Origin of the sequence: Streptomyces bambusae (assembly GCF_019400985.1) — a bacterium.
Lineage (GTDB): Bacteria > Actinomycetota > Actinomycetes > Streptomycetales > Streptomycetaceae > Streptomyces > Streptomyces bambusae_A.
In genome coordinates, this window is sequence record NZ_WTFF01000008.1 from 26,078 (window position 1) to 52,525 (window position 26,448).

Sequence of the window (26,448 nt, forward strand, 5' to 3'; positions counted from 1 at the left end):
CGCCTGAGGAAGGAACCCCCATGCTGGAACCTCGCCTTGCGACCCCGGCCGCCGCGGAGATCGCCCGCCTGCGCTCGGACAACATCCTCAGCGAACCCCTCGACGCCACCTGGCTCGCCGCGTGCGCCGACCAGCTCGCCTTACGCCTCCAGGCCGGCGGTGACGCCCGCGCGTACGTCGTCGACTCCCCCACCGGGACGCTCGCCACTTGCGCCCTGGGGCTGGTCCACGCCGTCCTACCGGCGCCGAGGTACCCCGAAGGGCTGGCCGTGGTGATCCAGGCCGTCGCCACCGACCCCGCCCACCGGCGCCGCGGCTACGCCAAGGCCGCGCTCGCCGCGCTCCTCGACCACCTGGAACGCGACGGCGTCACCCTCTACGAGCTGTACGCCAGCGCCGGGTCCGCCCCTCTGTACGAGCAGCTCGGTTTCGCGGCCGACCCGGCGCTGATGCGGATGACGCGCTTCCCGGCCTCGGCCGAAGGGAGCGCGTCGTGAGCAAGCAGTGGCTCCCGCCCGAGGAGTTCGCCGCGACCCTGCCGAAGGCCACGGTCTTCGGGGCCGTGTTCTTCACCGATCAGGACGACCGGCCCGTCCAGCTGCGCGCCACCTACTCCAGTACCCACCCCTGGCAGTGGCCGGGTGGCGTCGCCGAGCCCGGCGAGCGCCCCTGGGAGACCGCCGTACGCGAGTGCCGGGAGGAGACCGGACTCCACGTGCCGGGACCGCCGAGGCTGCTGGCCACGGTGTTCGGGCTGCCTGGCAAGGACTGGCCGCTGGCCACGGTCGGGTTCGTCTTCGACGGCGGTCGGCTGTCGTCCGGACAGATCGACTCGATCGTGCTGGACCCCGACGAGCACGACCAGGTCCGCGCCCTGACCGTGCCCGAGTGGCGGGACCTGATGCCGGGACGCGACCACGCACGGCTCGAGGCCGTCATGGCCGCCCGCCGCGCCGGGATCCCGGCGTACTTCGACACCTGGGACTGGGAGGCCTGAATGAGCATCGTCTTGATGTCCGACCCGCGGGTCACCGCGATTCCGGTAGCCGACGACGGCGAGCCGCTCGCCGATGTCCGCGCCGCCGGAGAGCTGCTTCTCGATGACCGCCGCTCCGATCCGGCGTACGCCTTCGCCCGTCTCCGCGCCGGTGTACTCGACCGGTTGCTCCACGCCCAGTCGCTTCTGCCCGACGGCCTGCGTCTGCTCGTCGTCGAGGGGTTTCGGCCGCCGGCGTTGCAGCGGCGGTACTTCGAGGAGTACGCGGCCGAGCTGCGTGCCGCCAACGCAGGCTGGACCGCGGAGGAGCTGAGGGCGCAGGCGAGCCGGTACGTGTCACCGCCGGAGGTCGCCCCGCACAGCGCCGGCGCGGCCGTCGACCTGACCCTGGTCGATGCGGACGGCACCGAGCTGGACATGGGCACCCGGGTCAACGCCAGCCCGGAGGAGAGCGCGGGTGCCTGCTACACCCTCGCCGACGGCCTCCCCCACCAGGCTCGGCTGCACCGCGCCACCTTGAGCCGTGCGCTCACGGCCGCAGGGCTCGTCAACTACGGCACGGAGTGGTGGCACTGGTCCTTCGGCGACCGCTACTGGGCCCTGATGACGGGCGAACCGGCGGCCCTCTACGGGCCCGCCGCCTTCCCGCACGCCGCCGACCGCTCCTGAGCAACCCGACGAAAGCGAGCACGACCACATGAGCACCACGTACGCCGAGCGCGACTGGCACGCCCACTACGAGGCCGGCCGGGACTTCCGGCCGCTGACCGACGTCGAGAAGTCCGTCCTGACCGAGCACCTCGCCCTGTCGGACGGGGACGCCCCGGACGCCAGGGCCTTGGACGTGGCCTGCGGGACCGGCGAACTCGCCCGCTTCCTCGCCACATCGGGGTACCGGGTCGACGCGGTGGACTGGGCAGAGGCCGCCCTCCAGCGGGCGACAGCGGCGGCTTCGGACGAGATCACGTACCACCAGCTCGACGTCACCGGCGGGGACGTCGCCTCCCTCGACGCTGCCGGCCACGGCTACCGGGTCATCACCGTGCGGCGGGCCCTGGCGCACCTGCCCGACCGCACCCGCACGGTCGCCGAACTCGCCGCCCTGCTCGACGAGGACGGCACGCTGTGCGTGATCAGCCCGCACGCCGACCGGCACCCGGCGGAACTGCGCAGGATCTGCCTGGACAACGCCGAGATGGACCTCCTGGCCGACGGCTGGCAGCACACCGAGCGCATCGACGCCGGCGACTCCACCATCCTGCTGCTGCGCGGGCCCAAGACCGACGCCGTCGCGTACAGCGAGAAGCGGACGCCGAAGCCGGCCGCGATGGCCGGCGTCGCGGTCGTCGTCACCAATGACCGCGGGCAGGTCCTGCTCGGCTGGAACCCGTCCCGGGGCATGTGGGAACTCCCCGCGGGGAAGGTCGAGCCGGGCGAGGCGTTCGAGGCCACGGCGGTACGCGAACTCGCCGAGGAAGCGGGCCTGCACGCTCGGCCGGAGGCCGTACTCCTGCTGGGCACGCTGTGCGACGCCACCCACGGCTTCACCCGGATCACCGAGGTCGCCCGCATCACCGACCACACCGGCGAACCCACGGCACGGGAGCCCGAGCTGATCAGCCGGTGGGAGTGGCACTCCCCCTCCGACCTGCGCAGCCTGCCGCAGCCGCTGTTCACCGCCTCCGCTCAGGCGCTGAACGTCGCATGGCCGGGCCTGCTGCCCGAGGTCCCAGCCGCGCACCACACCCCCCGGCCCGCCGGGGAAGTGCGGCTGACGTTCGCGGAACCGGCCGCCGCCGTACGGCTCCGCGAGCGGCTGGTGCGGGACCTGACCGAAGCCGGGTGGACCGACACCCCCGAACTCCAGCGGGCGTTCACGACCGTGCCCCGGCACGCCTTCCTGCCCGAGCAGCCCCTCGCGCGCGCGTACGCCAACGAGGCCATCGCCACCGTGTTCGACGAGGACACCGGGCAGTCCATGAGTTCGGTGTCCCAGCCGGAGATGCAGGCCCTCATGCTCCGCCAGGCCGGCCTCCGTCCCGGCCACCGGGTGCTGGAGATCGGCGGGGGCGGCTACAACGCCTGCCTGATCGCCGAGCTCGTCGGACCGTCGGGATCGGTGGTGTGCGTGGAGATCGACCCGTACGTGCACGCCCGCACCGAGCGGTTCCTGGCCGAGACCGGGTACGCGGACCGGGTCCGGCCCTTCCTGGGCGACGGCGGCCACGGAGCCCCCAGCCATCTGCTGCCGGAGAAGGGCTTCGACGCGATCCTGGTCACGGTCGCGGCCAAGGACGTGCCGCGGGCCTGGACTGCTCAGTTGGCCGAAGGCGGGCACCTGGTGCTGCCGCTGCGGCTCGGCGGATACACCCGCGCCGTCGGGCTGCGGAACCAGGGCGGCACGCTGTACTCGACCGGTATCAGCGCCTGCGGGTTCGTACCGATGCAGGGTGTCGGCCGGTGGGACGAGACGCCGGTGGCGGTCGGGGAGGCCGGCTACGGGATCTGCTGGGAGGACACCCCGCCCGCCCCGTTGGACGGGCTCGACCGGGCCATCGCCGCGGGCAGGGTGGAGCTGTGGACCGGGGTGACGGTGCGTGGCGGGGAGTCGTTCGAGGACCTGCAGCTGTGGCTGGCCTCCTCGCTTCCCGGGTTCTGCCGCATGACGGGCGACCCGGACCGGCCGGGACCGGTGCGACTGCCGAAGAGGGCGGGCGCCGAAGCCATCGTCCTCGGCCGATCGCTGGCCTGCCTGATGGTGGAGCGCCGAGAGTGCGATGAGGCCACCGGTGCATCCACGTGGGAGTTCGGGGTGCAGGGCTTCGGGCCGGACGGCAAGGCCGCCGCGGAGAGCATGGCCGCAGCGGTCCACACCTGGGACCGCGAACTGCGCGGACACGCCGTCCCCGCACTGACCGTCCTGCCGACGGGCACAGCCGATGGCGCGCTTCCCGCCGGCGACGTCGTCGAGAAGGCCGACTGCCGCATCGTGGTCAGCTGGCCGGGCCGTGACGGTGCCGCCGACCGCGGCGTTGGGCAGGACGCGAGGAGCGGAGGGGGCAACGGGCTTTGATCACCTGGTTCAACGGGCCGTTCTGCGGCGGGAATCCACGCTGCCTGCGGACTACTACGAGGCTGCCGCCGACTGGATGCACGCGGACGGGCGCGTCATAGACACCAGCACCCTGACGCAGACCCTCCGGCAGGCCCTGGTCCCTCACCGAGCCCCTGCACACCACGCTCACTTCTGTGAAAGCGATCCGCGATGACCACGACGACCAGGCCCTTCCGCATGGGCACCCGCCCGAGCCCCATGGCCACGGAGCAGACCGGCCGGGTCGCCCGGGCCTTCCGCTCCCGCTACCCGGACATGGACCTCGACATCCTCAAGATCACCTCCGAGGGCGACGCACACCGTGGCCCGCTCAGCACGATCGGCGGGAGGGCGCCTTCACCCGCCGCGCCGACGAGCACCTCCTCGACGGCCGGGTGGAGGCCACGATCGCCTGCGCCAAAGACGTGCCCGGCCCTACGTCCCTCTACCGGCGCTCGCAGCCGGCGGGCCCGTCCTGACGGCCGAGGCCAACCTGCCGGACTCCTGGTGGAGCGACCTGCAAGCCGCGCTCGCCACCACCGCGACGGTGCCGACCAACCGCCAAGCCGTGCGCCAGCAGTGGATCGACCGCAACTTCACCCGCTTCCTCGGCATCCCCGCGGCTGCAACCGTCTCCTGGACCACTGGAAACGGTGACCTGCACTGGGGCAACCTCACGGCCGAACCGCTGGTGATCCTCGACTGGGAAGGCTGGGGCCTGGTTCCCACCGGATTCGACGTCGGACTCCTGCACGCCTACTCACTGCGCACCCCGGCCACGGCCGCCCGGATCCGAAACACGTTCAGCCACATCCTGGACGCCCCGGACGGCCGGACCGGCGAACTCATCGCCCTCGCCCAGCTTCTCCAGGTCGCCGCCCGCGGCGGACACCCGGAGCTCGGGCCTCACCTCGCCAGTCGGGCCGGCCACCTCACCGGCAGCCCCATCCCGCAGTTCCAACCGAGCCCCGGAATCTCGGAAGGCGGGGCCTGAGCACCAGCGCAACACCGGTGCCTCCCCCACCCCGACGGCAATCCGCGCCGCCGCCGGGGACTCGCCCGCTCCCTCGCACAGAACGGATTCCCCATGACCGCACCGAGCGTCCTCGCGATCTACGGACACCCCGACGACGAGTCCCTCGTTGTCGGTGGAGTCCTCGCCCGCCACGCAGCCGCCGGCGCACGCACCGCCGTCGTCACGGCCACCTGGTCCCCCGACAGCCATCGCGCCGCCGAACTCGCCGACGCCCTCAAAATCCTAGGCGCCGGAGAACCCCGCCTGCTCGGCTACGCCGACCTCCGGGTCCCCGACTCCGCGCCGGGGCAACCCCGGTTCTGCGACGCCCCGCTCGAGGAATCCGTGGAGCGCGTCGTCTCCCACATCCGCGACTTCCGCCCGGACGTCATCGTCACCCACGACGCCTACGGCTCCTCCGGACACCCCGACCACAAGCACACCCACCGCGTCGCCCTGCTGGCCGCGCACGCAGCCGGCCTCGACGACCTCTACCCTCAGGCCGGACCCCCGTGGCAGCCCAGCGCCCTCTACCTCTCGACACACCCACGAACGGCGAGCAGCGCCCTGTCCGATCTGCTGGCCGGTACGGGCAAGCGCCTGCACACCGTGCCCGACGACCTCGTCACGGCCACCGTCGACGTCGGCCCCTGGCTGGACCGAAAATGGGCCGCGATCCAGGCACACCGCTCGGAGACGGCACGTGGTCGCTCACTGCCAGCTCTGCTCAGTGGGCTCCGGACGCGGGAACGCGAGGCGGTGCTGGGAACCGAGTGGTTCATCCGCCACAACCTCAAGTCCTCCCACAACGGCCTCCACCAGCTTGCACCCTGAAGCGAAGCCGCGCCGCCCCAGGCCGCGTGGGCCGCGCACCTCACACCGGAAGGTCACGACATGGCGATCACCAAACGCAGCGCACGAGCGATCTTGCTCGACGGCGAAGACCTCATCCTCATCAAGCGCACGAAACCTGGACAGGAACCGTACTGGGTGACGGTCGGCGGCGGCGTCGAGAGCACGGATGCCTCGATCAAGGACGCACTGCACCGCGAAGTGTTCGAGGAGGTCGGCGGGAAGCTGGGCCGGACAGAGCTGGTCTACCTGATCAGCAGTCCCGCCGACGGCGGGGTGGCCGTCCAGCACATCTTCGCCGCGCGTCTGGATCACATGAACATCGAGGCACGGACGGGCACCGAGTTCACCAGGGCGGACCGCGGGAAGTACGACATCGTGCGGATCCCCTTCACGGCGGAAGCGATCCGCCAACTCGCCCTGATGCCGACGCAGCTACGCGACTTCATGGCCGACAAACACCGAGGCGATCACCGCTCTACTGGCTACACAGCTTTGCGCATCCGATCACCGCTGACCCCTCAAGAGGACCCCCGTGACCGAAAAAATGGCTCTTGTGACTGATGTGTGGGTCATGCTGGAGCGAGTTGGCGTCCCGGCAGTGTCGGGCGTTCGCCGCCGAGGGTGAGCATCACCAGGGCGATGACCGCGTCGGCGGTGCGGAAGCCGAAGCCCCGGCGGATGATCAGCCTCGTTTGGTGTTGGTGGACTCGATCAGCCCTTTCGACAGCCTCTCGACCAGGGCGTTGACGATGGCCTCGCGTGGCGGCGGACCCTGCGGCCGAGTTCGACGAACGCCTCGATGCGGCTGCGTTGTGCCCACGACAGCCACCGGTCCAGGCGTCGACGGCCGCGCCGGCGTCCTGGTCGCCGGCGGGGTCTTCACCACGAGCTGAGCCGGGCCGCCGGACCCTGCCGGTCGGCGGGCCCGCAGGACCGGCCCGCGGGTGCCCCTGCGGCGCGGCCGCGGGTGCCCGTCCTTCAGGTGCGCTGGGGCCGACTGTCGGGCCTGGGACGGCGGTAGGCGGGCCTCGCCGTGGCGGGGCCAGGTGTAGGGCGGCTGCGCGGGTGCGCTCCGGTCAGTCGACGACCTGGGCGACGGTGGCCTCGTCGAGCAGGGACGCGAGCTGCCCCGGCCTGGTGGTCGTCGAGGCGTGAAGGAGTCCCTCGCGGGCGTGGAGCTGCCCTGTCCAGGTCCTTACCAATTTGTCGGCTACTACCTACACTTGATTCATGACCACCCCAAATACGCACCTATTAGCGGGAGTTGCGTCGACAACCGCAACGGGTGAGCGGCTGGTGTTCGTGTGCTGCACACGCGCGGAGGGAAGGTGGCGTGCAAGCCGGGAACTCTGGGCCCGATGCCCCGAGTCGATGCGGAGGCACTGCTCGACTGGCTGACCAGCCAACTCAGCCCGGTCGGCATAGCGGTGGAGCACCGGACGGAGATTGACCGCAACTTCGTGTGCCCCGACGAGTGGTACTCGGAAGCACGCCTGGCCGCTCTGTGGCAAGTGTCCGCCAGCGAGGTCGATGCGCTGGTCGTCCGCTACGGCATCGACACTTATACGTTCACACCCCGCGCCGCCGCGCTGTCCTCACCGAGCAAAACGATAACGGTCTACGACCCGGCCGGGGCACACGACGTCGCGAAGAAACTCCGCAGGAAACGCACCATGAGCCCCCCGGTCGACGGCATACAGGAAACACCACACCCGTGAAAAAATGCTCCGCCGTCGATCCCTCACCGCCGCGGTCACACTCTCTGGTGCTCCTCACCATCAGCAAGGAAGGCCGCCGGCCTCGATCCGCCACGCCGTACAGCTCGGTCACAGGCCAGTGCCAACGCCTGCCGATGCGGTTCCCTTCGGCTGTGCACTGGGAAGCCGCCGCGCCTTCGTTCACGTCCTCTTGCAAAGTTGAGGGCTTAGGCGAGGGCGGTGTTCGCGGGCCAGGCGTACTCGCTGTAGGGGGTGCCGTCGGCGATGTGCTGGAGCGCTACAGCGAGGTAGGGCGGAAGAGGCTCGGGCAGACCGCTGGTCTTGTACCACTGCCAGCCTTCGTATTTGTCCGGCTCGGGGTTGCCGATGCTGCCGTGCCAGCGGTCGGTTTCGAAGAAGAACGCGATCCTTCGGGAGCCGGAGCCGGTGGAGACGTGGTGCATGAGGTGTACGAAGCGCAAGTCGAAGGGGTCGACGGTGGCGCTGGTCTCCTCAGTGAACTCGCGGGCAGCCGCCGCGCGGGCGGGTTCGGGCTCTTCCATGAGCCCGGCTGGGACCTGCCACATGCCGGGGAAGACCTGCTGCTGTCGGCGCCGGCTCATGAGGATTTCGTCGCCCTGCCGGAGCAGGAGGTGGACGTCAGCGTAGTGGGAGGTGTAACTGCGCGCCAAGCCAACGGTGTTCTGAGAGGGCGATTCGTGAGGTGTTGACCGTTTCCCGATTGGGTCGAAGCACGCTGGTTGTCACATGGGCAGACTTCTTGGCACCTGTGAGGCTTTGACGCCGCATGCCGTTACTTTCAATTCTTGACGGCCTCCGCGATCTGCAGGGCGGCCTGGGCGGGCGTGAGGTGTGTGGTGTCGACCACCTCGGCCTCGGCGTGCAGCCACGTGCGGGCCGCCTCGGCGTAGGGCTCAAGGTATTGGAGACGGAACGGGGAGTTGGGGCCAACAACAGTGTCGCCCGCGATGCGCCTGCGGAGAGTGTCATGGTCGGCGTGGAGGACGAAGTGCCGGAGCGGAATGGCATGCTGAGCAAGGCCCGAGCTGATCTCGCGCCAGTACTGCTCGACCAGGACGGTCATGGGAATCACCAGAGTGCCGCCGGTGTAGTCGAGAACGCGTCGGGCGGTCTCGACCACAAGAGGTCGCCATGGCGGCCAGTGCTGGAAGTTGTCCGTAGCAGGCAACCCCGGTGTAATGTCCATGAGTGTCTCGCCGACCTTCTCGGCGTCGAACACCCGGGAATCCGGGATCAGCTGCTGCACGAGCGCACTGGTCGTCGTCTTGCCCGCGCCATGGGTGCCGTTGAGCCATACGATCATGAGACGCGACGCTAGCGTCGTGCGGTCCGCAGGAACAGACACAGCAGAGATCGGCTCACTGATGAGGCTGGGTGTGGGGCTGCTCGTCGGGGTTCTTGGCGGCTACTGCTTCCTGGTGAAGCTGCCGACGTCGACCTCGGTGAGGATGTCGAGCTTGACCAGACGTTTGAGCTTGGCGCGGGTACCTTCGATGTTCTTCGGCAGCAGTTCGTGGTCGAGGGCTTCGCACACCTCCCGGGCCCGAAGTGGTCCGGTCGCGTCGTTGAAGACACCGAGGATGCGGGGGTAGTCCGGGTGCTCGGGCAGGTCCGGTGGGTCGGTCGGGAGCCGGTCGGCGAGGGCGGCGATGGTCTTCCGCGTGATCGCGAGGTGTTCGAGGTGGGTCTCTGCCTCCTGCAGCCGGCAGTGCAGTTCTTCGGGTTGCGTACGACGATCTCGACGTCGATTCCCAGGCCGGCTCCATGCGCGACGACCTGCTTCTTGAAGCCCTGGTCGGCCAGCGCCTTCTCGACAGTGCCGCCGGTGCGCTCGGCGACTTGGTCCAGCAGGGCAACGCCCGCGGCGTTGTCGTGGGTGCTCGCGGCCAGCACGATCACCGCGATGACAAGCCCGAGCACGTCCACGGCCAGTCCCCGCTTGCGGCCCGGCACCTTCTTCGCCGGATCCTGGCCGGTCGTGGCGGCGGGGACCCCGGCGGCCGCGTGGACACGCTGGGTGTCCAGCACCACCAGGGTCGGGTCCTCTAATCGCCGGGCCCGCTCACGAACCTGGCAGCGCAGGAGCTCGTGGATGACCTGGTCGGTCCCGTCGTCCCGCCAGGCGGCAAAGTAGTAGTACGTCACGCTCTTCGGCGGCAGATCGTGCGGCAGGTAGGCCCACTGGCAGCCGGTCCGGCCCTGGTAGAGGATCGCGTTCACGATCTCCCGCATCGCGTAGGCGCCCTGATGGCCACTGACCGAGCGGTGCCGGTCCTTCCACGCCGTGATCACCGGCTCAATCAGCGACCACTGCCCGTCCGATAAGTCGCTCGGGTACGGCTTGCGTTCACTCACATCATCACACCAGCAGATGAACGACCGCGGACCGACGGATTCCGCCCCGCACCCACACCATCAGGCGACGACAGAACCCGCCAAAGATCGTCCACTGCCGCCGCCAGGTCAGCCATCCGTCGCGCCGCCCGCCGGGCAGGCACCGCAACGCCAGCCCCGCTGCGGCGTAGGCGCGGGGCCGCCTTGGCCTGGGCAGTAAACGAAGCGACTGTCTCCAAGGCGATGTGGAGTCCGCCGTATAGGCGGTAGCGCACCAGGTCGATCGAGCGGCGGTGCTCGCGCACCGCGTGGAGGTCGTAGCGGGTGAAGTCCCCGGCGACGCAGATCAGCCGGGGAGCGCTCCACAGCACCTGCGATGCCGCCGTCGTCCCGATGCGTTCGCGTACCAGGCCCTGGAACTCCGTACGGTGGTCCATCAGCCAGGACATGTAGAACAGACCCTGGTTGATGACGCCTGGGTCGGTCGCCCGCTTGTACTCGACTTTACCGACCGCAGGTGCTCGTGAACCGGCTCTGAACTGCGACGACTCATAGACTACATGTCCGCGACAGGGAGTTGGGGCCGTTGCTGTAACTCGCGTGGTTGTTGGTCTCAGCAGGGAACGATGGTGATGACTCAGGGGAATCGTTCGATGATCGCTGCCGCGATCTGATCTGGTGCGTCTTCCTGAATGAAGTGCTTCGCCTGGCGGAGTTCAACGATGTCGAGTTCGGTGAATGAGGAGCGAATCCGCGGGATGCACGCTTTCGGTCGGAACACCATGTCCCGCATGCCCCACATCGCCAGAGTCGGTTTGTCGCCGAGGCGGGCAGGTACGTCTTGGGCTAGTTTCTCCAGCAGTGGGCGTGCGGCGCGGATCTCCCTGGGCATGACCGTGAGTCCGCGTCGGGCTTCCTTGGTGGGTTGCACCATGCGGTAGTGGTCGGCCTCGGCTGCGGTCAGAGTGGGACCGGCTTTGCCGAGCAGGAACTGTTCCACGAGAAGGTTCTGTTCGAGGATGCGTCGTTGCATGGGGCGGCTGCTCATGATCACGCTGAACGCCCGATTCGCCAGCGGCTCGATCGGCCAGAACGCGGTGTTGCCCAGCACGATCCCCTTGACGCGATCTGCGCGCGTGGTCGCTGCGCCGAGCCCGATGGGGCCGCCCCAGTCCTGTCCCATCAGGACGAAGTCATCGAGCTGTAGATGGTCGATCAGCTCACCTACGACTGTTATGTGCTCCGAGATCGTGTAGCTGAAGCCGGCAGGGCGCTCGGACAAGCCGAAGCCGAGGTAGTCGACAGCTATGCAGCGATACCGACCGCGAAGGCCCTTCACGATGTGGCGGTAGAGGAAACTCCAGGTAGGAGAGCCATGGCAGAACACGATCGGCGGCCCCGTCCCCTCATCGATGTAGTGAACTCGACCAGCGGACGAGTCGAACCATCGTGATTCGAAGGGGTACAGGCTCGAGTCAGGAACGAAGTCGATCATCATTGCGCTCTCCTCCTGGTCTGCGCTGCGTCCTGTCGGCTTGGACTCTCATCACCACTACAGCTGTAGAGCATCCGCGATCAAGACTCTACACCTGTAGCATCAAATCGTGTCTTCGAATGCGGCAAGTGGCAGTGAGCGGCGGAGGGCGATCGCCGACAGCGGGATTCGAATCATCGCCCGCGACGGTGTTCGCGCCCTGACGCATCGGGCCGTCGACCGCGAGGCGGGGATACCGCAGGGATCGACCTCGTACCATGCCAAGACGCGGCTCGCGCTTGTGGAGCTCATCGTCGACGCGCTCGCTGCCCGTGCGAAGGCCGACGCCGTAGAACTCTCCGACTCTCTGAACGCGACGTTCGAGCGCGAACACCGGCTCGACGTCGAAGAGCTTGCCGCGCTGATCGCAGGACTCGTCGAGACTCTCGCGTTCCGCCGCGACGACATGAGAGCCCGATACGCCCTCATCCTCGAACTCGATGACGCGCCACACCTTCGAGCAAAGTTGACGGCAGAGTCCGAGGTGCACGCCATCACCCAACAGGTGACGGCGTCGGCCCTCACCAGAGCAGGACTCCCCAACTCAGACGGGCGCGTCGAGGAACTGATCGCCCTCACGGACTCGCTGGTGTTCCACCGGACCGCCATCAACGAGACCGTCTCGCCACAGCCCATTCTTGCCGCCTACCTACGCGGCACAGCCTTGACCTAGGGCGAACAAGGAGGCCGATGTGTAAGACACGGCCTCACGCAACTTCGCTGACGTGCACGTCAAAATCGGCGGCCTGGCGAACTGGCCGCAGCGCTGTGCGGCAGATTGTGGTTCTCGCCGAAAAAGCAACGCTAAGTGCGTTGCGGTGCGTTTCTTCCTGAGCGACCGCCATGTACCTGCCGAACCGAAGAACCCCGGGCAGGAGGTGCACGAGATGTTCGTGGCGGCTCTCGTACCTGCCGCGACGCTTACCGATTCGACGCGTCCTTGCTGGTGGGAGGGGTGGTCACTCCAGAGGAAACGCATCCGCTGTAACTCGCCGTGGTGGTCTCAGGGGACGGCCCGTCCACCGGAACGGTGGACGGGCCGTGAAGTGGTTGGGCGGGAGGGATCAGGACTTCAGTACCGGTTCGGCGATGCGGGCTTCAAGGTCGGCGACGCGCCGGTCCTGGAAGCGCAGGTTCGAACGGGCGGCCTTGAGTCGTTCGTTGAGGGTGCGGTTGTCGGTGGTGAGTTGGCGGACGCGCTGTTTCAGGGTGGTGTTCTCGGTGGTGATCCGCAGGATTGCCTCCTCGGTCCACTCAGCTTGCAAGTCACGTATCTGGCCGAGGAGTTCGCCGATCCGGGTGCGTTGGGTGAAGATCTCGGTGTGGGCGGCCTTGAGGGCGTCCTCGGCGTTCAGGGCGCGTTCGCGCCAGGTCGCCTTGCGTTCGGCGTCCTGTTCAGCGAGCGTGCGGAATCGGTGTTCGCCGGCCTGCGTCATCGCTGCGGCGACCGCGGCTCTGGCCTCGGTGTTGTCGTAGAGGAAGGTGCGCGAGACGTCCGCTCGGCGGGCGACGGCGGCGACGCTGACCTGGGCCTTCTCGCGTCGGAGCCGGGCGATGGCCTGGTGGACGCGCTCAAGGGCGGCTTCGGTCTTGCGGCGGCGGGCGGCCAGGGCCGCCGCGGTGCGGGGTTCGGGGACGGTGGCGGTGTTCATGCGGCTTCCTGTTCGGGGGCGTCTCCGTCGGCTGTGCACGTATCGCTGTACTCGTCCGGCTCGTCGCTGCCCGCGTCGGCGAGGTCGGTGGCACGGAAGGCGGTGGACCATAGGCGATGGAAGTAGTCCTGGGGTTTGCGTAGGTCCAGGGCGAGGGCGTCGTCGAGGAGGCCGAGGCCGGCCAGCGCCTTTTCCAGGCCGTCGATGGCGCGGGCGGTGGGCTCGAAGTAGCGGTGGAGGTAGTTGGCGGTGGCGTCGTCGGGGGCGCCTTCGGCCAGCAGGCGCCACTGTTCGCGCTTGCGTCGCCAGTAGAGGAGGTCGGCGCCGGAGAGTACGAACTTGTCGCAGTTGTGGCAGTCGAGGTTCCAGGGGCAGGCGCCGCCGTCGACGACGGGCTGGAAGGTGCAGAAGCCGCCCTCGGCGGGGGTGCTGCGGCGAGAGAGGTCGATGGCCAGGGCCTGGGCCTGCTCGTGGGTGAGCGGGGCGGTGTCGCTGGTGAGGAGTTTGCCGGGACTCGTGGTGCCGGGGCCGGCGACCCACACGTGCTGGAGGACGTTATCCAGGTCCGACTGGGTCAGGTGGACGTAGTGCTCGGCCATGCGGTCGGAGACCTGGCCGAGGTAGCGGCGGATGTGCGTCAGGCTCGCGCCGTGCCGCAGCAGCCGGGTGGCCAGCGTGTGCCGGGCCTGGTGGGTGACGTAGTGACCGCCGAGGTCAAGCTCGGCGATCCAGCTACGGAAGCCGGTGTGGAACCAGGTGTAGGACAAAGCACGGCGGCCGTCGGGGTTGACGATGTCGGTGGGGAACAGGGCCAGGTGAGCGCGTTCGGCAGCAGTGGGCGGGCGGCCGGCGTGCCGGTCGGCGTAGTGGGTCAGGGTCTTTTGGCGGCGTTCTTCGAGCCGGTCCAGGAGATGGTCGGGGATGCGGACGGCCGCGTTCAGGTTGCCGACCTTGGTCTGGTCGTGCCAGAGCAGGGGCAGCCCGCCGTAGCGGCCGACGCAGTCCAGGCGGAGCTGGATGACCTCGCTGGCGCGCCGGCCGGTGACGATGATGGTCTCCCACATGTCCCTCAGGCCCCGGTCGTGCGGGTCGTAGCCGTCGGCGAGCTGCTGCAGGTTGGCCTCGTCCGCAAGCGCCCGGGCGACTTCGTCGGGGAAGGGGTTGCGGCTGCGGGGCGTGCCCGGGCCGCCGACCGGCATAGCAGCGATGAAGGCGCGGTCCAGGCCGATCCGCTCGGCGCTGCCGCGGTCCAGCGCGCCGCGCAGCAGGGACCGGCCGTAGTTGAACACCATCCGGCGCGCGTTCTCGGTGACCTTCGCCCTTTTGCCGTCCAGGCGGGCCCGGCCGCGGAAGGCCAGGCCGAGGCGTTCGCGGTTGCGCAGGTCCGCGACGAAGCGGTGGACGTGCTCGCCGCGCAGCACGGTGGGGTCGTGGCCGCCGCCCGGCGCCTCCGCCTCCAAGAACGCGGACAGCTCGGCGGCGGCGCGGCGCACGAAGTCCACTGGCTGGGCGCTGCGCGGGCAGGTGGGCGAGCGCAGCACGTCGGCGATGTGGTCCCACAAGAGGTCGCGCAGCCACCGCTGACAGATGCAGGTCAGGTCGACGTAGCTGGAGCGGTGGGGGAAGCGCACCCCGAAGTGCTCAGTCTCGATATAGCCGGCATCCCGGGTGTCGGAGGGGGTGAAGTAGATCTTCCGCAGGGCCTGCTGCATCTCCTGGACCATGCGCTGGTGGTAGGCCCGGCGGAAGACGGACGCATCAAGGCCGGCCAGGGACGCCACATCGCGGCGCTGACACTCGTCCGCGAGCGACTGCACCCACGTCAGATGCCACACGGCGACGGGCTGCAGGCCGTGGACATACATGCCCCACTGCACCTCCGCCCTCAGCAAGGGCCGCAGCCCTCGCAGGTTGACCGTTCCGGTGCGGTGCACCGGCAGCTGTGCACGGCACCAGGCACGGAAGGCGACGTCGTCCTCGCAGGTCACCGGGACACGGCGACCACTGCGCTCATAGGTGGCGAAGAAGTTCTTCGGCAGCTTCGCCCCACCCGGCCGCCCGGCCCGGATGTAGCCGCGCTCGTGCGCGCCGCACAGCCCCAGCGGCGAGGCGGCCAACTCGTCGCACACGTCCGCTCGGCACTCCCCGTAGCCCGGCAGCGCCGGCTGGTCGGCCAGCCACCGCTCGAACTCCGCCTCACCCCCGCCGGGGTGCCGCTTCAGGTGGCCAAGCCACCGGTTGCGGTGCCGGAAGCACAGCACCAGTTGCAGGCTGAACGCCGGACGGTGCGGGCAGATCCGGCACATCATCGCCTCCGGCATCTCCGTGGCCGCCAGCGGCTCCGCGGCCCGCAGGAACTGAGCCCGGCTCACCCCACGCGCCTCCGCCTCCTGCCACTGCTCGGCGTGCAGCGAGCACATCGCGTAGCGCCGCCAGCGGGGCCGCGCGCAGTCGACGACCGTGCAGCTCCACGGATAAACCGGGTGCATCGGCGGGATCTTCAGCACCCCGCCGCGCAGCGCCGGGTCGAACTCGGGCCCGTTGATCAGCGCGGTGAGCGCCTCCAGCCGGTCCCGTCGCGTGCGGGCATCCTGCTGCGGCAGCAGCGACGGCGCCGTCACTTCGTCCCACCCCAGACCGTGCGCAGGGCGGCGTCGAAGACCGGGTCGTGGACATCGACGTGGCCGTAGACCTCATCCACCATCGCGGCCGAGGCCCAGCCGCCGGCGTCCCGGGCGATCAACAAGTTGCCGTCGGCGGCGTCGAGAACCGCGGAAGTAAACGAGTGCCGGAAGGCATGCGGTTTCACCAGCCCCAGACCAGCGCGCGTCCCGGCCCGGCCGAGCATCCGCCGAGCCCCGACCGGCGCCCACGGCTGCCCGGCACCGGGGCCGTGCAGCTGAACCAGGAGCATGCCGTGCCCGGCGCGGCGCGGGTACTCGGTGGTGACGTACTCGAAGTAGGTGTGCACCATCGCGGGGCTGACCCGTTTGATCAGCCCGCCGGTCACGGTGCCGTGCTCGACCCGCCAGGGGTGCTTGGTCTTGGCCTCGGCCCGGTCCGGATTACCGGGCCGGTGGCAGACGTGCAGGTGAGGGGTGCGGCACTCGCCGCAGGCCGCGTTCTCACGCAGGTGCAGGTCGACCAGGTGAAGTCCGCAGAGCTCGCCGATGCGAAGCCCCCGTCGGCGAGCCAGGTGACCACCAGCCGGTCCCGGGCGGCGTTCACCGTCTCCAGCAGCCTCTCCCGGGCGCCGTCCGGAAGCATCTTCGGATGCCGGCGGTGCGGCCCCTTCGGCGCCAGCGGGTTGGTGGGCAGCGACGACTTCACATGCCCGAGGAACGAACGGCGCCGGTCCACCCGCGACGGCAGCCGCGACCTATCGAGCTTCCTGCCGAGTTCGCCGTTGATGCCGAGGGAGGACTGATGCAGGTAGAAGCCCTTCAGGCAAGCCGCCGCAGTCGACAATGCGGAGCGGCCGTACGGGCGCTTGCCGACCCGCCACGGCTCGCCGAGCGGCATGCGAACCTCGGCACCGACCATGCCCATGTACCGTTCCAGGTCTCGCAGTTGGACCCCAGCGAAGGTCAGACACTCCCGCTCCAGCCACCGCAGATGGTCCACCAGCAGATACGCATACGTCCTCTGCGTTCCAGAACCATCATGCAGGCGCAGGAACCGGTCCGCCTCCGTGTGCACCGTCCCCTCGGGCCACACGATCGTCCACGACCGCCGCCCGTCCTTCCGCTCGATCTGCTGGACCCTCAGGTCCCCGACCACCACGTGCCGTGCCACTCGTCCTCCGCACCGACTCCAGAACATGACAGACGTCCCGGACACGGTCGGTAAACAAGCCCGGGACGTGCTGGTCACAGTCCCAGACGGACATCACGGGCAGGAGTACCTGCGGTCGGTAAACTCGACGATGACGGGAGCACCGTTCTCATCAAGCCCAAGCGAGTCGATCCGCCCACCGTGCACGGGGCCAGTGCTGTACTCGGTGGCAAGGAACCTCACCCCGAGCATGATCTCCGTGTGGGCCTCAACCAGCGCCTGCACCTCCGACTCTTCATCGGCCAGTCGCGGCGCAACTTCCGTCACACTGCCTCGCATGCTGAACAGCTCCAGCGTCGACACCCCCAGTTCTCGTGTGTCGAGGCAGAACACCGAGAGGCCTGGGACTATTTCCCCAGGCGACAGGGGCAGCCGGCCCCTCCCGGGCGCCGGGATCAGCAGCCGGGGAACCCGCGCCCCGACTCCCAGGGCAGCCCCTTCGACGACATCGACCAATAGCACTGGCCACCACTCGACAGGATCGCCTCGGAAAAGGTCAGCATTCGTTCGACCAAACTTGGTTACAGCCCGCAACACATGAGACTCGACCGTCGGCGCCGAAGGCTCTCGCACCGCGTCCGGCGACCTCCCCCTGCGAAACCAAAATCGGAGGGCCGGGTGCGAGCACGACACCCAGCCCTCATCCACACAAACCAGCAGGTCAACGCACTCTTCCCCTAGGCTTCAGATGCGTCGGCGGGAGCTCTGGAGCCGGAAGCGGAGGGCCGTCGTAGCCCTTCACCTCGCCGAAGCGCGTCCCGTTCGTCCAGTCTTCGCGGGCCTGCGCGATGTCATCGTGTGACCGGCCGATCCAGTTCCAGAACATGACGATTTCCTCCTCGAACGGTTCGCCGCCCAGGAGCATCAGGCCCGCGTCCGAGGCCGCCCGCAGGGGGAGTTCGGTGCGGCCGCAGCCGAGGTAGAGCATCGAGCCCGGTTGCAGGGGGACCTCGTCCACGTGGGCCTCGCCCGACATGGACAGGACCGCGTACTCGAAGTCCGGTTCCAGCGGGAGGCGGGTCTCGGTGCCGGCGGTCAGGGACAGGTCCGCGCCGACGATCGGGCTGTACGTGGTGCCGGGCGAGGTCGCGGTGTCCAGGGTGCCCAGGATCACCGTGGCGGTGAGGCCGGGGGCGGCGACGTGCGGGAGGTCGGCGTGGTGCTGGAAGTGGGGGTCCACGTGGCGGTGGGCTTCGGGGAGGGCGACCCACAGCTGCGCGCCGTGCAGGAAGCGGGCGTGGGACCTGGGGCTCTCCTCGGAGTGGCTGATGCCCCGGCCCGAGGTCATCAGGCCCAGCTCACGCGGTCGTACGAGCTGGAGGCTGCCCACGCTGTCGCGGTGGAGCACCTCGCCCTCGTGCAGCCAGCTGACGGTCTGCAGGCCCTGGTGCGGGTGGGGAGGCACCTGCATGCCGGGCTCGTCGGCGATGTCGTCGGGGCCGTAGTGGTCGACGAAGCACCAGGCGCCGACCATGCGCCGGCCCAGGTTCGGCAGCAGCCGGCGGACCTCCGTGGACTCTCCGAGCTTGACCTGGCGGGGGCTGAGGAGTTCACGGACCGGTTCGGCGACGACGAACCCGCGGCCGCCGCAGGTGGACAGAGCGGGCTGGCGATCGAGATTGCTCATGGGCACAACCTAGCCTGGTCAGGGCACTGCCGTTCGGCGGAATGTCGGCGCCGGCCCGCGTGTTGCACGGGCCATGAACGCCCTGAACGCCTACTACGAGCACGGAACCCCCGCCGAGCGCTGGGCGCGCGCCCAGCTCTTCTTCGACGCCAAGGAGTACGCCCCGGCCGCCCGCGTCCTGGACTCCCTCGCCGCCGAGACGCCCGAGCAGCTCGCGCCCCGGCTGCTGCTGGCCCGCGCCTACTACCACTCCGCACAGCTGTCCCGCGCCGAGGGCGAGCTGCGGGCGATCCTGGAGCGCTGGCCGGTGGAGGACTACGCACAGCTGCTGCTCGGTCGCACGCTGGAGCGGCAGGGCCGGGCCGCGGAGGCGGGGACGTACCTGCGGATCGCGGCCGCGATGGCCGGGGACTTCCCCGAGGCATGACGGGCCCGCGCCGCCCGGTCCGGGCAGCCGGGCCGAGCGGCTAGCCTGGGACCACGATGAACCGTCTGACCACGCCCTTCGGCTCGTACGATCTCACCCGCTTCCCCGAGGACCCCCGCGACCGGCTCCGCGCCTGGGACGCCGCCGACGAGTACCTGCTGCGGCACCTCGCCGCCGGTACCGGCGAGCGCGGCCCGGTGGAGCTGGCGGGGCGCCGGATCACGGTGCTGGGCGACCGCTGGGGGGCGCTGGTCACGGCGCTGGCCGCGCACGGGCCGGCGCAGATCACCGATTCGTTCCTGACGCGCGAGGCGACCGTCGCGAACCTGGCCCGGGCCGGCGTGGACGAGGGGTCGGTACGGCTGCTCACGACGCAGGACGCGCCGCCCGAGCGGATCGACGTCCTGCTGGTCCGGGTGCCCAAGAGCCTGGCCCTGCTGGAGGACCAGCTGCACCGGCTGGCTCCGCACGTGCACGCGGGCACGGTGGTCGTGGGCACTGGCATGGTGAAGGAGATCCACACCTCGACGCTGACCCTGTTCGAGCGGATCCTGGGGCCGACCCGGACCTCACTGGCCGAGCGCAAGGCGCGGCTGATCTTCTGTACGCCGACGGGCGCGAGCAGCGCAGAAGAGGGCGGGACGGCCGGCAATCCGTGGCCTCTCGTGTACACGCTCGGCCCCGACGCCGGTGCCGGGCCCGCCGAGGGGCTCACGGTGGTCAACCACGCCGGGGTCTTCTGCGCGGACCGGCTCGACATCGGCACCCGCTTCCTGCTGGGGCACCTCCCGAAGGGCACCGGCGCGCGCCGGATCGTCGACCTGGGCTGCGGCAACGGCATCCTCGGGACGGCCGCCGCGCTCGCCGACCCGGGCGCCGAGCTGGTCTTCGCCGACGAGTCGTACCAGGCGGTGGCCTCGGCGCGGGCGACGTACGAGGCGAATGTGGCGCATGTGGATGTGGCGCATGCGGGCGAGGGCGGGAGCACGGCCGAGTTCGTGGTCGGTGACGGGCTGGCGGGACTGCCCGCCGGATCGGTGGACCTCGTGCTGAACAATCCGCCCTTCCACTCCCATCAGGCGACGACCGACGCGACCGCGCTGCGCATGTTCGCGCAGGCCCGCAGGGCGCTGCGGCCGGGCGGCGAGCTGTGGGTGGTCGGCAACCGGCACCTGGGGTACCACGTCCGGCTGCGCCGGCTCTTCGGCAACTGCGAACTCGTCGCGAGCGACCCGAAGTTCGTGATCCTGCGGGTCGTCAAGGGCGAGAAGGGCGAGAAGAGCGAGAAGGGCGAGAAGGGTGCAGGGGGTCCGGGCAGCGCGGGGAACGGGACCGGCGTACGGTCCGCCGGGCGCCGGGCGCGGGGCGGCCGTCGGGCCTAGACTCCCGCTGTGAGCAGCGCAGTCGAGGGTGCCGGCGGAGCCGAGGGAGGAGCGCCCGCGGGGCGCTACCGCCGGGAGGAGCTGGCCCGGGCGGCGGGCGTCAAGGTGCGCAACCTGCGCTACTACCAGGAGCGCGGGCTGCTCCCGCCACCGCGCCGCGAGGGCCGGATCGCCTGGTACTCCGACGAGCACCTCGCCCGGCTGCGGCTGATCGACGACCTGCTCGGCCGCGGCTACACGGTCAGCGGCATCGCCGAGCTGCTCGCGGCCTGGGAGGACGGCGGCGGTCTCGGCCGACTGCTGGGCCTGGAGCGGGAGATGACCCGCGACTGGGTCCGCGAGGAGGAGCCGGTGACGATGTCCATGACCGAGCTGCGGGAGCTGTTCGGTCCGGGGGGATCGGCCGAGGACACCCGGCGCGCCGCCGAGTTGGGGTACGTACGCATCGACGGCGAGGCCGTGACGCACCGCAGCCGCCGGCTGCTGACGGCGACGCTGACGCTGGTGCGGCTCGGGGTCCCGATGGCGGAGGTCCTGGACGTGGGGGCGTTCGTGCAGGCGCAGGCGGCGGCGGTCGCGGACCGGTTCGTCGAGCTGTTCCGCACGCATGTGATCGGCCCCGACGGACTGGAGCGACTTTCGGCCACCCAGCTCCAGCACATCAGCGATGCGGTCGCGGAACTGCGGCCGATGGCCCGCGAGGTCGTGGCCGCGGAATTCGCCCGCGCGATGGCCCGCCGGGTGGACGCCGAGGTGGCCGCGCTGCTGCATACGGAGCCCCGTACGCAGCAGTAGGAGTCGGCCGAAAGGGCGCTGTCGCACAACCTTGCCAACCACCATTGGCACTCTTACATTCAACTCGTCGGTAACAACGGTGCACAGCCGATATACAAGGGGATTTCCCATGGAAGAGTCCCACAGCACCACATCCCACCCGGACGCTCACTTATCGGGCGACGGCACCGGACGGGTGCGCTGGCGGCGCTTCGCCGTCCTGACCGTCCCGGCCGTGGCCGTCACCGCGGGCCTGGGCATCGCCCTGGCACAGGGCGCCCTCGCCGCGTCCTTCGCCGTGTCGGGCCAGCAGTTCAAGGTCTCCGCGCAGAGCCTCGCGGGCGAGGGCTTCGCGCAGTACGGCAGCGTCGACGTCAACGCCCGCGAGGAGCTCATCCCGGTGGCGGTCACCGCCATCCGCGAGGCCAAGCTGCACAGCCTCTGCCAGTCCGTGGTCACCACCCTGCCGGTGATCGGCGACATCTCGCTCAACCTCACGGCCGGGCAGAAGGCCCCGGTGGAGGCCAGCAACCTCTTCGTGGACGCCACCCAGCTCGCCGGCAACGCGGAGTTCAAGAACATCGAGATCGGGCGGGACGCGTCCACCCTCGACAAGGGTCCGGCGGACGCGCAGGGCATGCAGGACCTGTTCGGGCAGCAGGCCGACTCCGTCACCATCACCGATCTCCGGCAGACGGCCTGGGCGACGAACGCCGGCACCTTCAAGCTCACGGGCCTCAGCATGGACATCAGCAAGGGCAAGAAGGAATGCTTCTAGGCCGGAGGTCCCGGAGCACGCCGCCCCGGACCGGCGCCGGCGCCGGCAGCGGCAGCGGCAGCGGCAGCGGCAGCGGCAGCGGCAGCGGCACAAGCGTCGGCACAACTACCGGCACCGCACCGGCCCCGGCTGACAACGGTGTCCGGGCGGGCAGCAGTGTCCGGGCCGGCAAGCGCTTCCGGCGCTGGCGGCGCAGCAGGCCGTTCTGGGGCGGGCTCGTCACCGTCCTCGCCGGCGCCGAGATCTGCGCCCTGCCGCTCGCTCCACTCAAGATCATGCTCCAGCAGGGGGTGGCCGGCATCCCCTCCGTCCTGATGGGCCTGGTGATGGTCGTGCTGGGCCTGTCCGTCTGGTTCGCCCCGCACTACCGCACCCTCGCCGGGGTGCTCACCACCCTCGTCGCCACCGCCGCGCTCGTCCTGTCCAACCTCGGCGGGTTCCTGATCGGCACCCTGCTCGGCATCCTCGGCGGCGGCCTGATGTTCGCGTGGCAGCCGTACGCCGACGTGCGCGGCGGCCGCCGCCGCACCTCGCACACACCGCACCGCTCCTCCCCCACACCGCACCGCTCCCCCTCCGATCCCCAAGGAGCACAGCCATGAGCCGCACGCGCACCACGCTCGTCCTAGGGCTCGCCGCCGCCGGCGCCCTGACCCTCGGTTCGGCCACCGCGACCACAGCCGCCCCGGCGCCCGCGAGTGCGTTACCCGTGGCCGGCTCGACGACCGTCACGCCGGCCGGCCACGGATTCAAGGCCACGCTCAGCGGCAAGGCCACCTTCAAGGCCGGTTCGGTCACGGTGACCTGCTCGGTCTCCGTCGCCACCGGCACCGTCCCGGCCGCGCCCGGCAACCACAACGCGGCCGGTCCGGTCGCGTCCCCCATCTCGGCGCCGACGTACAGCTCGTGCACCTCCAGCATGCCGGGGGTGACCCCGACGGTGACCACCAGCGGGGCCTGGTCGGTGTCGATGCAGGACGGTTCGCCGATCACCGCGACGATGACCGTGCCGGCCGGCGGACTGGTGGTCAGGACGAGCGGGCTCGCCTCCTGTACGGTCACCGCCGCGCCGACGGCCGCGGCGAGCGTGCCCGGCACCTGGGCCAACGGCGCCCCGCCCACCCTGACGTTCGCCAACGCCTCGGTCCCGGTGAAGGTCACCGGCGGCTTCGGCTGCCCGACGAGTGCGACGACCTCGACCTTCAACGCCGTCTACACGGTGACCGACACCACCGATCCGGCGCAGCAGATCACCGTCACGCCGTAGGACGCACGGTAGAACGCACCGTAGGGAAAACGAGCATCCGTACCGTCCTGACCTGACCGAGGCGCCCCGCTCGCGCCGCTCGGTCGCCGGTCAGTCGCGGGCCACGACCACCCGGTAATGGGTCGTCAGCCGGCCGTCGCCGTCCAGGACATGGAAGGCGACGGCCGGCGGCTCGTCCAGGTGCACGTGGTGCTCGGGGCCGTCCTGCCGCTCCCACGGCAGCCGGAGCGTGGACACCACGCCCGGCGCGACCAGCAGCGGCCGTCCGGCGAAGGTGGTCGCGGCCGCCGTGTGGGCGTGTCCGCACAGGAACGCCGTCAGGTGCGGGTGCCGCGCGGCGAGTTCGGCCAGCCGCTCCTCGCCGAACTGCCGTATCCCGTCCACGTACGGCGCGTACAGCTCGACCGGCGGGTGGTGGAAGGCCACCAGGACGGGCGTGGTCCGCGGGGTCTCGTCCAGTACGCCGTCCAGCCAGGCCAGCGTCTCGTCCTCCAGCAGGCCCTCGTCCTTGCCGGGCACGGACGAGTCGCACACCGCCAGGACGAAACCGGTGCCCCGCAGCACCTGGTTGACCGGCGCCGGCCCGGGCAGCCGGCCCAGCATCCCCTGCCGGAACGCCCCGCGGTCGTCGTGGTTGCCGGGACAGACGACCACCGGATGCCGGGTCCGCAGCGCCTCCCGGGCCTCCTCGTACTCCTCGGGCAGTCCCCGGTCGGCGATGTCCCCGCTGACGAGAACGGCGTCGAGGTCGTACGGCAGGTCGTCGAGGTACGCCATGACGGCCCGGGTCCGGGCGGCGGCACGGGGGTCGGTGTCGCAGTGGACGTCGCTGAGATGGGCGATGACGATCACGTGGGGGCCCTTTCGTGGACAGCGGTGGCGGCCGGTCGCGCCACCTCGTTTCTACGGGCAGCGGCGGCTCCGCCGCCATGGCCACCGCACAGCGCGTGGCATGATCACGGGCCGCGCGCCGGGCGCCGGCCGCCCGGTGGCGGCCGGACGAAGACCGGTTGCCGGGCGGGCGAAGACCGTTGCCGGCCGGGCGACGACCGGTTGCCGGCCGGCCGCCCGCCGCGTGTACGGGCCGAGTACGCGAACCCCCTCCCCGGCTCATACGATGGCCCGCCATGGACACGAGTGAGGGCGGCAGACAGCCGGTCGACGGCCGCTTCGAATTGATCTCCCCGCTGGGCAGCGGGGGCATGGGCACGGTGTGGCGGGCCCGCGACATCGCCCTGCACCGGGAGGTGGCGCTCAAGGAGGTGCGCCCGCCGGACCCGGCCGTGGCCGCGGCCCATCCCGGGCTGGCGGTGCAGCTGCGCGAGCGGGCGGTGCGCGAGGCGCGCGCGCTGGCCCGGCTGGCGCACCCGCACGTGGTGACGATCCACCACATCGTCGAGCCGGCCGCCGGCAGCGACGGGCACCCGTGGATCGTGATGGAACTGGTCAAGGGCGGCTCCCTGCACGACCGGCTGGCCCAGGGGCCGTTGCCCGTCGGCGACGTGCTGCGACTCGGTCTCGAAGTCCTGTCCGCGCTGCGGGCCGCCCATGCCGAGGGGGTGCTGCACCGCGACGTGAAGCCCGCGAACGTGCTGCTGCGGCCCGACGGCGGCGCCGTCCTGACCGACTTCGGCATCGCCGCCCTGCACGGTTCGACCGACCTCACCGCCACGGGCGACCTCATCGGATCGCCCGAGTACATCGCGCCGGAGCGGGTCCGGGGGCAGGAGGGCAACCCCTCCTCGGACCTGTGGTCGCTGGGGATGCTGCTGTACGTGGCGGCGGAAGGCGTGCATCCGCTGCGCCGGGCCACGGGGCTGGCCACGGTCGTGGCCGTCCTGGACGAGCCGATCCCGGCGCCGGTGCGCTCCGGCCCGCTGGGCCCCGTACTGGAGCGGCTGCTCGTGCGGGACCCGGCCGCCCGCCCGGACGCCGCACAGCTGGAACAGCTGCTCCGCGACGCGAGCACCGCTCTCGCCGGCCCCGCGGGCGGATCAGCGGCACCGCCCGCTCCCGCCACTCCCGCCACTCCCGCCCCGGCGGCCGCTTCCGCCACGCCGTCCGGGGCGGGGCAGTTCGGCCCGCCCATGCCGATTCCCACGGCGGCGTCCGTGCCCGGGCCGGCCGGCGGGGTCGCCGGGCCCCCTGGGGTCGGGGGCCCAGGGATCGGGACCCCGGGCATCGGGATCGCCGGAGCTCCGGGCATCGGGACCCCGGGTGCCGGAGCTCCGGCCGTCGGGGCTCCGGGCGTGCCGGCCCTCGGCGGCGTTCCCGGGGCCGCTGTGCCCCCGGCGGCGCCCACCGTGGCGGTCTCCGGGCCCGCCCCGCGCCGCCTTTCCGGCCTGGTCGCCCTGGCCGTCGTCGCACTGGTCCTCGCGGGCGGCACGGCCGCGGCGATCCAGTGGCTGCCCTACGACGGCAAGGACTCGGCATCGTCCTCCGGGACCGGCACGAGTACGGGGACGGGTACGGGCAGGGGCACGGGCTCCGACGCCAAGGGCGCCGCGCCCTCCGGTTCCGCCTCGTCCTCCGCCCCGGCGGCCACGGGCGGCGGCAGCGCCACGGCCGGCTCCGCCGGCTCCGGTGGCTCCCGCCAGGACGACTCCGCCGCCCCCCAGGGCAGCCTGATCAGTCCTGCCGGAGCCCGGGCGGCCGTCGAGGCGTTCCGCAAGGAGACCGGCACCACCACGTTCCTCAACCTGCGGCTCTACGAGGGCTACGCGCTCGCCGACGTCCCGATGACGCCGGGGGCCAAGGCGACGAACTCGTACCAGTACCGCGACGGGAAGGTCAGCAGGTTCGGGGCGAGCGGCCTGTCCGTGCAGCAGGGCAAACCCCCGATCGACATGACGAAGGTGAGCTGGGACGCCCTGCCGGGCCTCCTGGACGCGGCCCAGCGCGACCTCGGCGTCAGCCACCCGTCCCTGCGCTACGTGATCGTCGAGCCCTGGCTGATGGACGGCAGCCCGTCCATGCGCCCGTACCTCACCGACGAGACCGGAGGCGGCGGCTACGTCCACGCGGGCATCGACGGCAAGGTGGTCAAGGTCTACCGCAGCAGCTGACGCCCGCTCAGCGGCGGCGGGGCACGGCGCGGCAGGGCACGGCGCGGCAGGGCCGTCGCCCCCGGCCGAGGCCG

General features: G+C 70.8%; 26 protein-coding genes and 4 pseudogenes. 17 read left to right on the plus strand and 13 right to left on the minus strand.

The window, feature by feature from the left end:
- Nucleotides 1-20: 20 nt before the first annotated feature.
- The 8 genes and pseudogenes from GPJ59_RS02525 to GPJ59_RS02560 all read left to right on the plus strand — a co-directional run bounded on the left by GPJ59_RS02525 (nt 21) and on the right by GPJ59_RS02560 (nt 6,475).
- Nucleotides 21-497 carry a GNAT family N-acetyltransferase gene (locus tag GPJ59_RS02525; RefSeq protein WP_219664682.1) on the plus strand — a complete coding sequence of 159 codons (477 nt, stop codon included), beginning with the start codon at nt 21-23 and terminating at the stop codon, nt 495-497.
- Entirely contained in the window at nt 494-997 is a 504-nt protein-coding gene (locus GPJ59_RS02530; RefSeq protein ID WP_219664683.1) for an NUDIX domain-containing protein, read from the plus strand. The genes GPJ59_RS02525 and GPJ59_RS02530 overlap by 4 nt, the downstream gene beginning before the upstream one ends.
- On the plus strand, nt 998-1,666 hold the full coding sequence (locus tag GPJ59_RS02535; RefSeq protein ID WP_219664684.1) for a M15 family metallopeptidase: 669 nt from the start codon (nt 998-1,000) through the stop codon (nt 1,664-1,666).
- 28 nt (nt 1,667-1,694) lie between these two features.
- A complete protein-coding gene (fxlM, locus tag GPJ59_RS02540; RefSeq protein WP_219664685.1) occupies nt 1,695-4,070 on the plus strand; it encodes a methyltransferase, FxLD system in 2,376 nt (791 codons plus the stop codon).
- 219 nt (nt 4,071-4,289) lie between these two features.
- Nucleotides 4,290-4,748, plus strand: a complete 459-nt coding sequence (locus tag GPJ59_RS38825; RefSeq protein ID WP_374200771.1) for a hypothetical protein — start codon at nt 4,290-4,292, stop codon at nt 4,746-4,748.
- On the plus strand, nt 4,639-5,085 hold the full coding sequence (locus GPJ59_RS02550) for a hypothetical protein (RefSeq protein ID WP_219664717.1): 447 nt from the start codon (nt 4,639-4,641) through the stop codon (nt 5,083-5,085). Before GPJ59_RS38825 ends, GPJ59_RS02550 begins: the two co-directional genes overlap by 110 nt.
- Nucleotides 5,086-5,178: 93 nt before the next feature.
- Nucleotides 5,179-5,940, plus strand: coding sequence for a PIG-L family deacetylase (locus GPJ59_RS02555; RefSeq protein WP_219664687.1), 762 nt, complete (start codon nt 5,179-5,181; stop codon nt 5,938-5,940).
- Nucleotides 5,941-6,000: 60 nt separating this feature from the next.
- Nucleotides 6,001-6,475: pseudogene (locus GPJ59_RS02560) on the plus strand (NUDIX hydrolase).
- Between the two features lie 55 nt (nt 6,476-6,530).
- Here the strand turns inward: GPJ59_RS02560 and GPJ59_RS37005 are convergent.
- Nucleotides 6,531-6,810: pseudogene (locus GPJ59_RS37005) on the minus strand (transposase); the annotation flags it as partial.
- A 509-nt stretch (nt 6,811-7,319) separates the two neighbouring features.
- Here GPJ59_RS37005 and GPJ59_RS02565 point away from each other — a divergent pair.
- Nucleotides 7,320-7,679, plus strand: a complete 360-nt coding sequence (locus GPJ59_RS02565; protein ID WP_219664688.1) for a hypothetical protein — start codon at nt 7,320-7,322, stop codon at nt 7,677-7,679.
- Nucleotides 7,680-7,885: 206 nt separating this feature from the next.
- On the opposite strand, the gene GPJ59_RS02570 is transcribed toward GPJ59_RS02565, so the two are convergent.
- From GPJ59_RS02570 to GPJ59_RS02595, 5 genes and pseudogenes are all read right to left on the minus strand, one after another.
- A complete protein-coding gene (locus GPJ59_RS02570) occupies nt 7,886-8,350 on the minus strand; it encodes an NUDIX domain-containing protein (protein WP_258023753.1) in 465 nt (154 codons plus the stop codon).
- A gap of 128 nt (nt 8,351-8,478) precedes the next feature.
- Complete coding sequence (locus tag GPJ59_RS02575; RefSeq protein WP_219664690.1) at nt 8,479-9,003, minus strand: AAA family ATPase; 525 nt, start codon at nt 9,001-9,003, stop codon at nt 8,479-8,481.
- A gap of 11 nt (nt 9,004-9,014) precedes the next feature.
- Complete coding sequence (locus GPJ59_RS38830; RefSeq protein ID WP_374200768.1) at nt 9,015-10,055, minus strand: IS5 family transposase; 1,041 nt, start codon at nt 10,053-10,055, stop codon at nt 9,015-9,017.
- Nucleotides 10,056-10,108: 53 nt separating this feature from the next.
- Nucleotides 10,109-10,555: pseudogene (locus GPJ59_RS38835) on the minus strand (transporter); the annotation flags it as partial.
- Nucleotides 10,556-10,671: 116 nt separating this feature from the next.
- Nucleotides 10,672-11,532, minus strand: coding sequence for a haloalkane dehalogenase (locus tag GPJ59_RS02595; protein ID WP_219664691.1), 861 nt, complete (start codon nt 11,530-11,532; stop codon nt 10,672-10,674).
- A gap of 106 nt (nt 11,533-11,638) precedes the next feature.
- On the opposite strand from GPJ59_RS02595, the gene GPJ59_RS38375 reads away from it, so the two are divergent.
- Complete coding sequence (locus GPJ59_RS38375; RefSeq protein ID WP_219664692.1) at nt 11,639-12,241, plus strand: TetR/AcrR family transcriptional regulator; 603 nt, start codon at nt 11,639-11,641, stop codon at nt 12,239-12,241.
- A gap of 391 nt (nt 12,242-12,632) precedes the next feature.
- Here the strand turns inward: GPJ59_RS38375 and GPJ59_RS02605 are convergent, their stop codons facing one another.
- The 6 genes and pseudogenes from GPJ59_RS02605 to GPJ59_RS02625 all read right to left on the minus strand — a co-directional run bounded on the left by GPJ59_RS02605 (nt 12,633) and on the right by GPJ59_RS02625 (nt 18,681).
- Entirely contained in the window at nt 12,633-13,220 is a 588-nt protein-coding gene (locus tag GPJ59_RS02605; RefSeq protein WP_219664693.1) for a DUF6262 family protein, read from the minus strand.
- Nucleotides 13,217-15,841 (minus strand): tyrosine-type recombinase/integrase, encoded by a 2,625-nt coding sequence (locus GPJ59_RS02610; RefSeq protein ID WP_219664694.1) that lies wholly within the window; start codon nt 15,839-15,841, stop codon nt 13,217-13,219. The genes GPJ59_RS02605 and GPJ59_RS02610 overlap by 4 nt, the downstream gene beginning before the upstream one ends.
- Nucleotides 15,838-16,230 (minus strand): hypothetical protein, encoded by a 393-nt coding sequence (locus tag GPJ59_RS37020; protein WP_374200769.1) that lies wholly within the window; start codon nt 16,228-16,230, stop codon nt 15,838-15,840. Before GPJ59_RS37020 ends, GPJ59_RS02610 begins: the two co-directional genes overlap by 4 nt.
- Nucleotides 16,227-17,015, minus strand: a complete 789-nt coding sequence (locus GPJ59_RS38840) for a hypothetical protein (RefSeq protein ID WP_374200770.1) — start codon at nt 17,013-17,015, stop codon at nt 16,227-16,229. The genes GPJ59_RS37020 and GPJ59_RS38840 overlap by 4 nt, the downstream gene beginning before the upstream one ends.
- A gap of 120 nt (nt 17,016-17,135) precedes the next feature.
- Nucleotides 17,136-17,357, minus strand: a pseudogene (locus GPJ59_RS02620) (DUF5655 domain-containing protein); the annotation flags it as partial.
- A 358-nt stretch (nt 17,358-17,715) separates the two neighbouring features.
- Nucleotides 17,716-18,681 (minus strand): pirin family protein, encoded by a 966-nt coding sequence (locus tag GPJ59_RS02625; RefSeq protein ID WP_219664696.1) that lies wholly within the window; start codon nt 18,679-18,681, stop codon nt 17,716-17,718.
- Nucleotides 18,682-18,754: 73 nt separating this feature from the next.
- Between GPJ59_RS02625 and GPJ59_RS02630 the strand changes: the two genes are divergently transcribed.
- The 6 genes from GPJ59_RS02630 to GPJ59_RS02655 all read left to right on the plus strand — a co-directional run bounded on the left by GPJ59_RS02630 (nt 18,755) and on the right by GPJ59_RS02655 (nt 23,309).
- Nucleotides 18,755-19,108 (plus strand): tetratricopeptide repeat protein, encoded by a 354-nt coding sequence (locus tag GPJ59_RS02630; RefSeq protein ID WP_219664697.1) that lies wholly within the window; start codon nt 18,755-18,757, stop codon nt 19,106-19,108.
- 56 nt (nt 19,109-19,164) lie between these two features.
- The gene (locus tag GPJ59_RS02635) at nt 19,165-20,490 is read left to right on the plus strand and encodes a methyltransferase (RefSeq protein ID WP_219664698.1); all 1,326 of its coding nucleotides are present in this window, start codon (nt 19,165-19,167) and stop codon (nt 20,488-20,490) included.
- 9 nt (nt 20,491-20,499) lie between these two features.
- A complete protein-coding gene (locus tag GPJ59_RS02640; protein WP_308120093.1) occupies nt 20,500-21,285 on the plus strand; it encodes a MerR family transcriptional regulator in 786 nt (261 codons plus the stop codon).
- 109 nt (nt 21,286-21,394) lie between these two features.
- Nucleotides 21,395-22,042: a DUF6230 family protein gene (locus GPJ59_RS02645; RefSeq protein ID WP_219664699.1), complete on the plus strand. Its 648-nt coding sequence runs from the start codon at nt 21,395-21,397 to the stop codon at nt 22,040-22,042.
- Nucleotides 22,033-22,644, plus strand: coding sequence for a DUF6114 domain-containing protein (locus GPJ59_RS02650; RefSeq protein WP_219664700.1), 612 nt, complete (start codon nt 22,033-22,035; stop codon nt 22,642-22,644). Before GPJ59_RS02645 ends, GPJ59_RS02650 begins: the two co-directional genes overlap by 10 nt.
- Nucleotides 22,641-23,309 carry a hypothetical protein gene (locus GPJ59_RS02655; RefSeq protein ID WP_219664701.1) on the plus strand — a complete coding sequence of 223 codons (669 nt, stop codon included), beginning with the start codon at nt 22,641-22,643 and terminating at the stop codon, nt 23,307-23,309. The genes GPJ59_RS02650 and GPJ59_RS02655 overlap by 4 nt, the downstream gene beginning before the upstream one ends.
- A gap of 90 nt (nt 23,310-23,399) precedes the next feature.
- On the opposite strand, the gene GPJ59_RS02660 is transcribed toward GPJ59_RS02655, so the two are convergent.
- Nucleotides 23,400-24,161: a metallophosphoesterase gene (locus GPJ59_RS02660; protein WP_219664702.1), complete on the minus strand. Its 762-nt coding sequence runs from the start codon at nt 24,159-24,161 to the stop codon at nt 23,400-23,402.
- Between the two features lie 275 nt (nt 24,162-24,436).
- Here GPJ59_RS02660 and GPJ59_RS02665 point away from each other — a divergent pair, with 275 nt between their 5' ends.
- Entirely contained in the window at nt 24,437-26,374 is a 1,938-nt protein-coding gene (locus GPJ59_RS02665) for a serine/threonine-protein kinase (protein WP_219664703.1), read from the plus strand.
- Nucleotides 26,375-26,448: the final 74 nt, after the last annotated feature.

Coding starts and splice junctions, on each gene's coding strand:
- GPJ59_RS02525 (WP_219664682.1), top strand. CDS start 21: ATGCTGGAACCTCGCCTTGCGACCCCGGCCGCCGCGGAGATCGCCCGC.
- GPJ59_RS02535 (WP_219664684.1), top strand. CDS start 998: ATGAGCATCGTCTTGATGTCCGACCCGCGGGTCACCGCGATTCCGGTA.
- fxlM (WP_219664685.1), top strand. CDS start 1,695: ATGAGCACCACGTACGCCGAGCGCGACTGGCACGCCCACTACGAGGCC.
- GPJ59_RS38825 (WP_374200771.1), top strand. CDS start 4,290: ATGGGCACCCGCCCGAGCCCCATGGCCACGGAGCAGACCGGCCGGGTC.
- GPJ59_RS02555 (WP_219664687.1), top strand. CDS start 5,179: ATGACCGCACCGAGCGTCCTCGCGATCTACGGACACCCCGACGACGAG.
- GPJ59_RS02565 (WP_219664688.1), top strand. CDS start 7,320: ATGCCCCGAGTCGATGCGGAGGCACTGCTCGACTGGCTGACCAGCCAA.
- GPJ59_RS02575 (WP_219664690.1), bottom strand. CDS start 9,003: ATGATCGTATGGCTCAACGGCACCCATGGCGCGGGCAAGACGACGACC.
- GPJ59_RS02595 (WP_219664691.1), bottom strand. CDS start 11,532: ATGATGATCGACTTCGTTCCTGACTCGAGCCTGTACCCCTTCGAATCA.
- GPJ59_RS02605 (WP_219664693.1), bottom strand. CDS start 13,220: ATGAACACCGCCACCGTCCCCGAACCCCGCACCGCGGCGGCCCTGGCC.
- GPJ59_RS02625 (WP_219664696.1), bottom strand. CDS start 18,681: ATGAGCAATCTCGATCGCCAGCCCGCTCTGTCCACCTGCGGCGGCCGC.
- GPJ59_RS02630 (WP_219664697.1), top strand. CDS start 18,755: ATGAACGCCCTGAACGCCTACTACGAGCACGGAACCCCCGCCGAGCGC.
- GPJ59_RS02635 (WP_219664698.1), top strand. CDS start 19,165: ATGAACCGTCTGACCACGCCCTTCGGCTCGTACGATCTCACCCGCTTC.
- GPJ59_RS02645 (WP_219664699.1), top strand. CDS start 21,395: ATGGAAGAGTCCCACAGCACCACATCCCACCCGGACGCTCACTTATCG.
- GPJ59_RS02650 (WP_219664700.1), top strand. CDS start 22,033: ATGCTTCTAGGCCGGAGGTCCCGGAGCACGCCGCCCCGGACCGGCGCC.
- GPJ59_RS02655 (WP_219664701.1), top strand. CDS start 22,641: ATGAGCCGCACGCGCACCACGCTCGTCCTAGGGCTCGCCGCCGCCGGC.
- GPJ59_RS02665 (WP_219664703.1), top strand. CDS start 24,437: ATGGACACGAGTGAGGGCGGCAGACAGCCGGTCGACGGCCGCTTCGAA.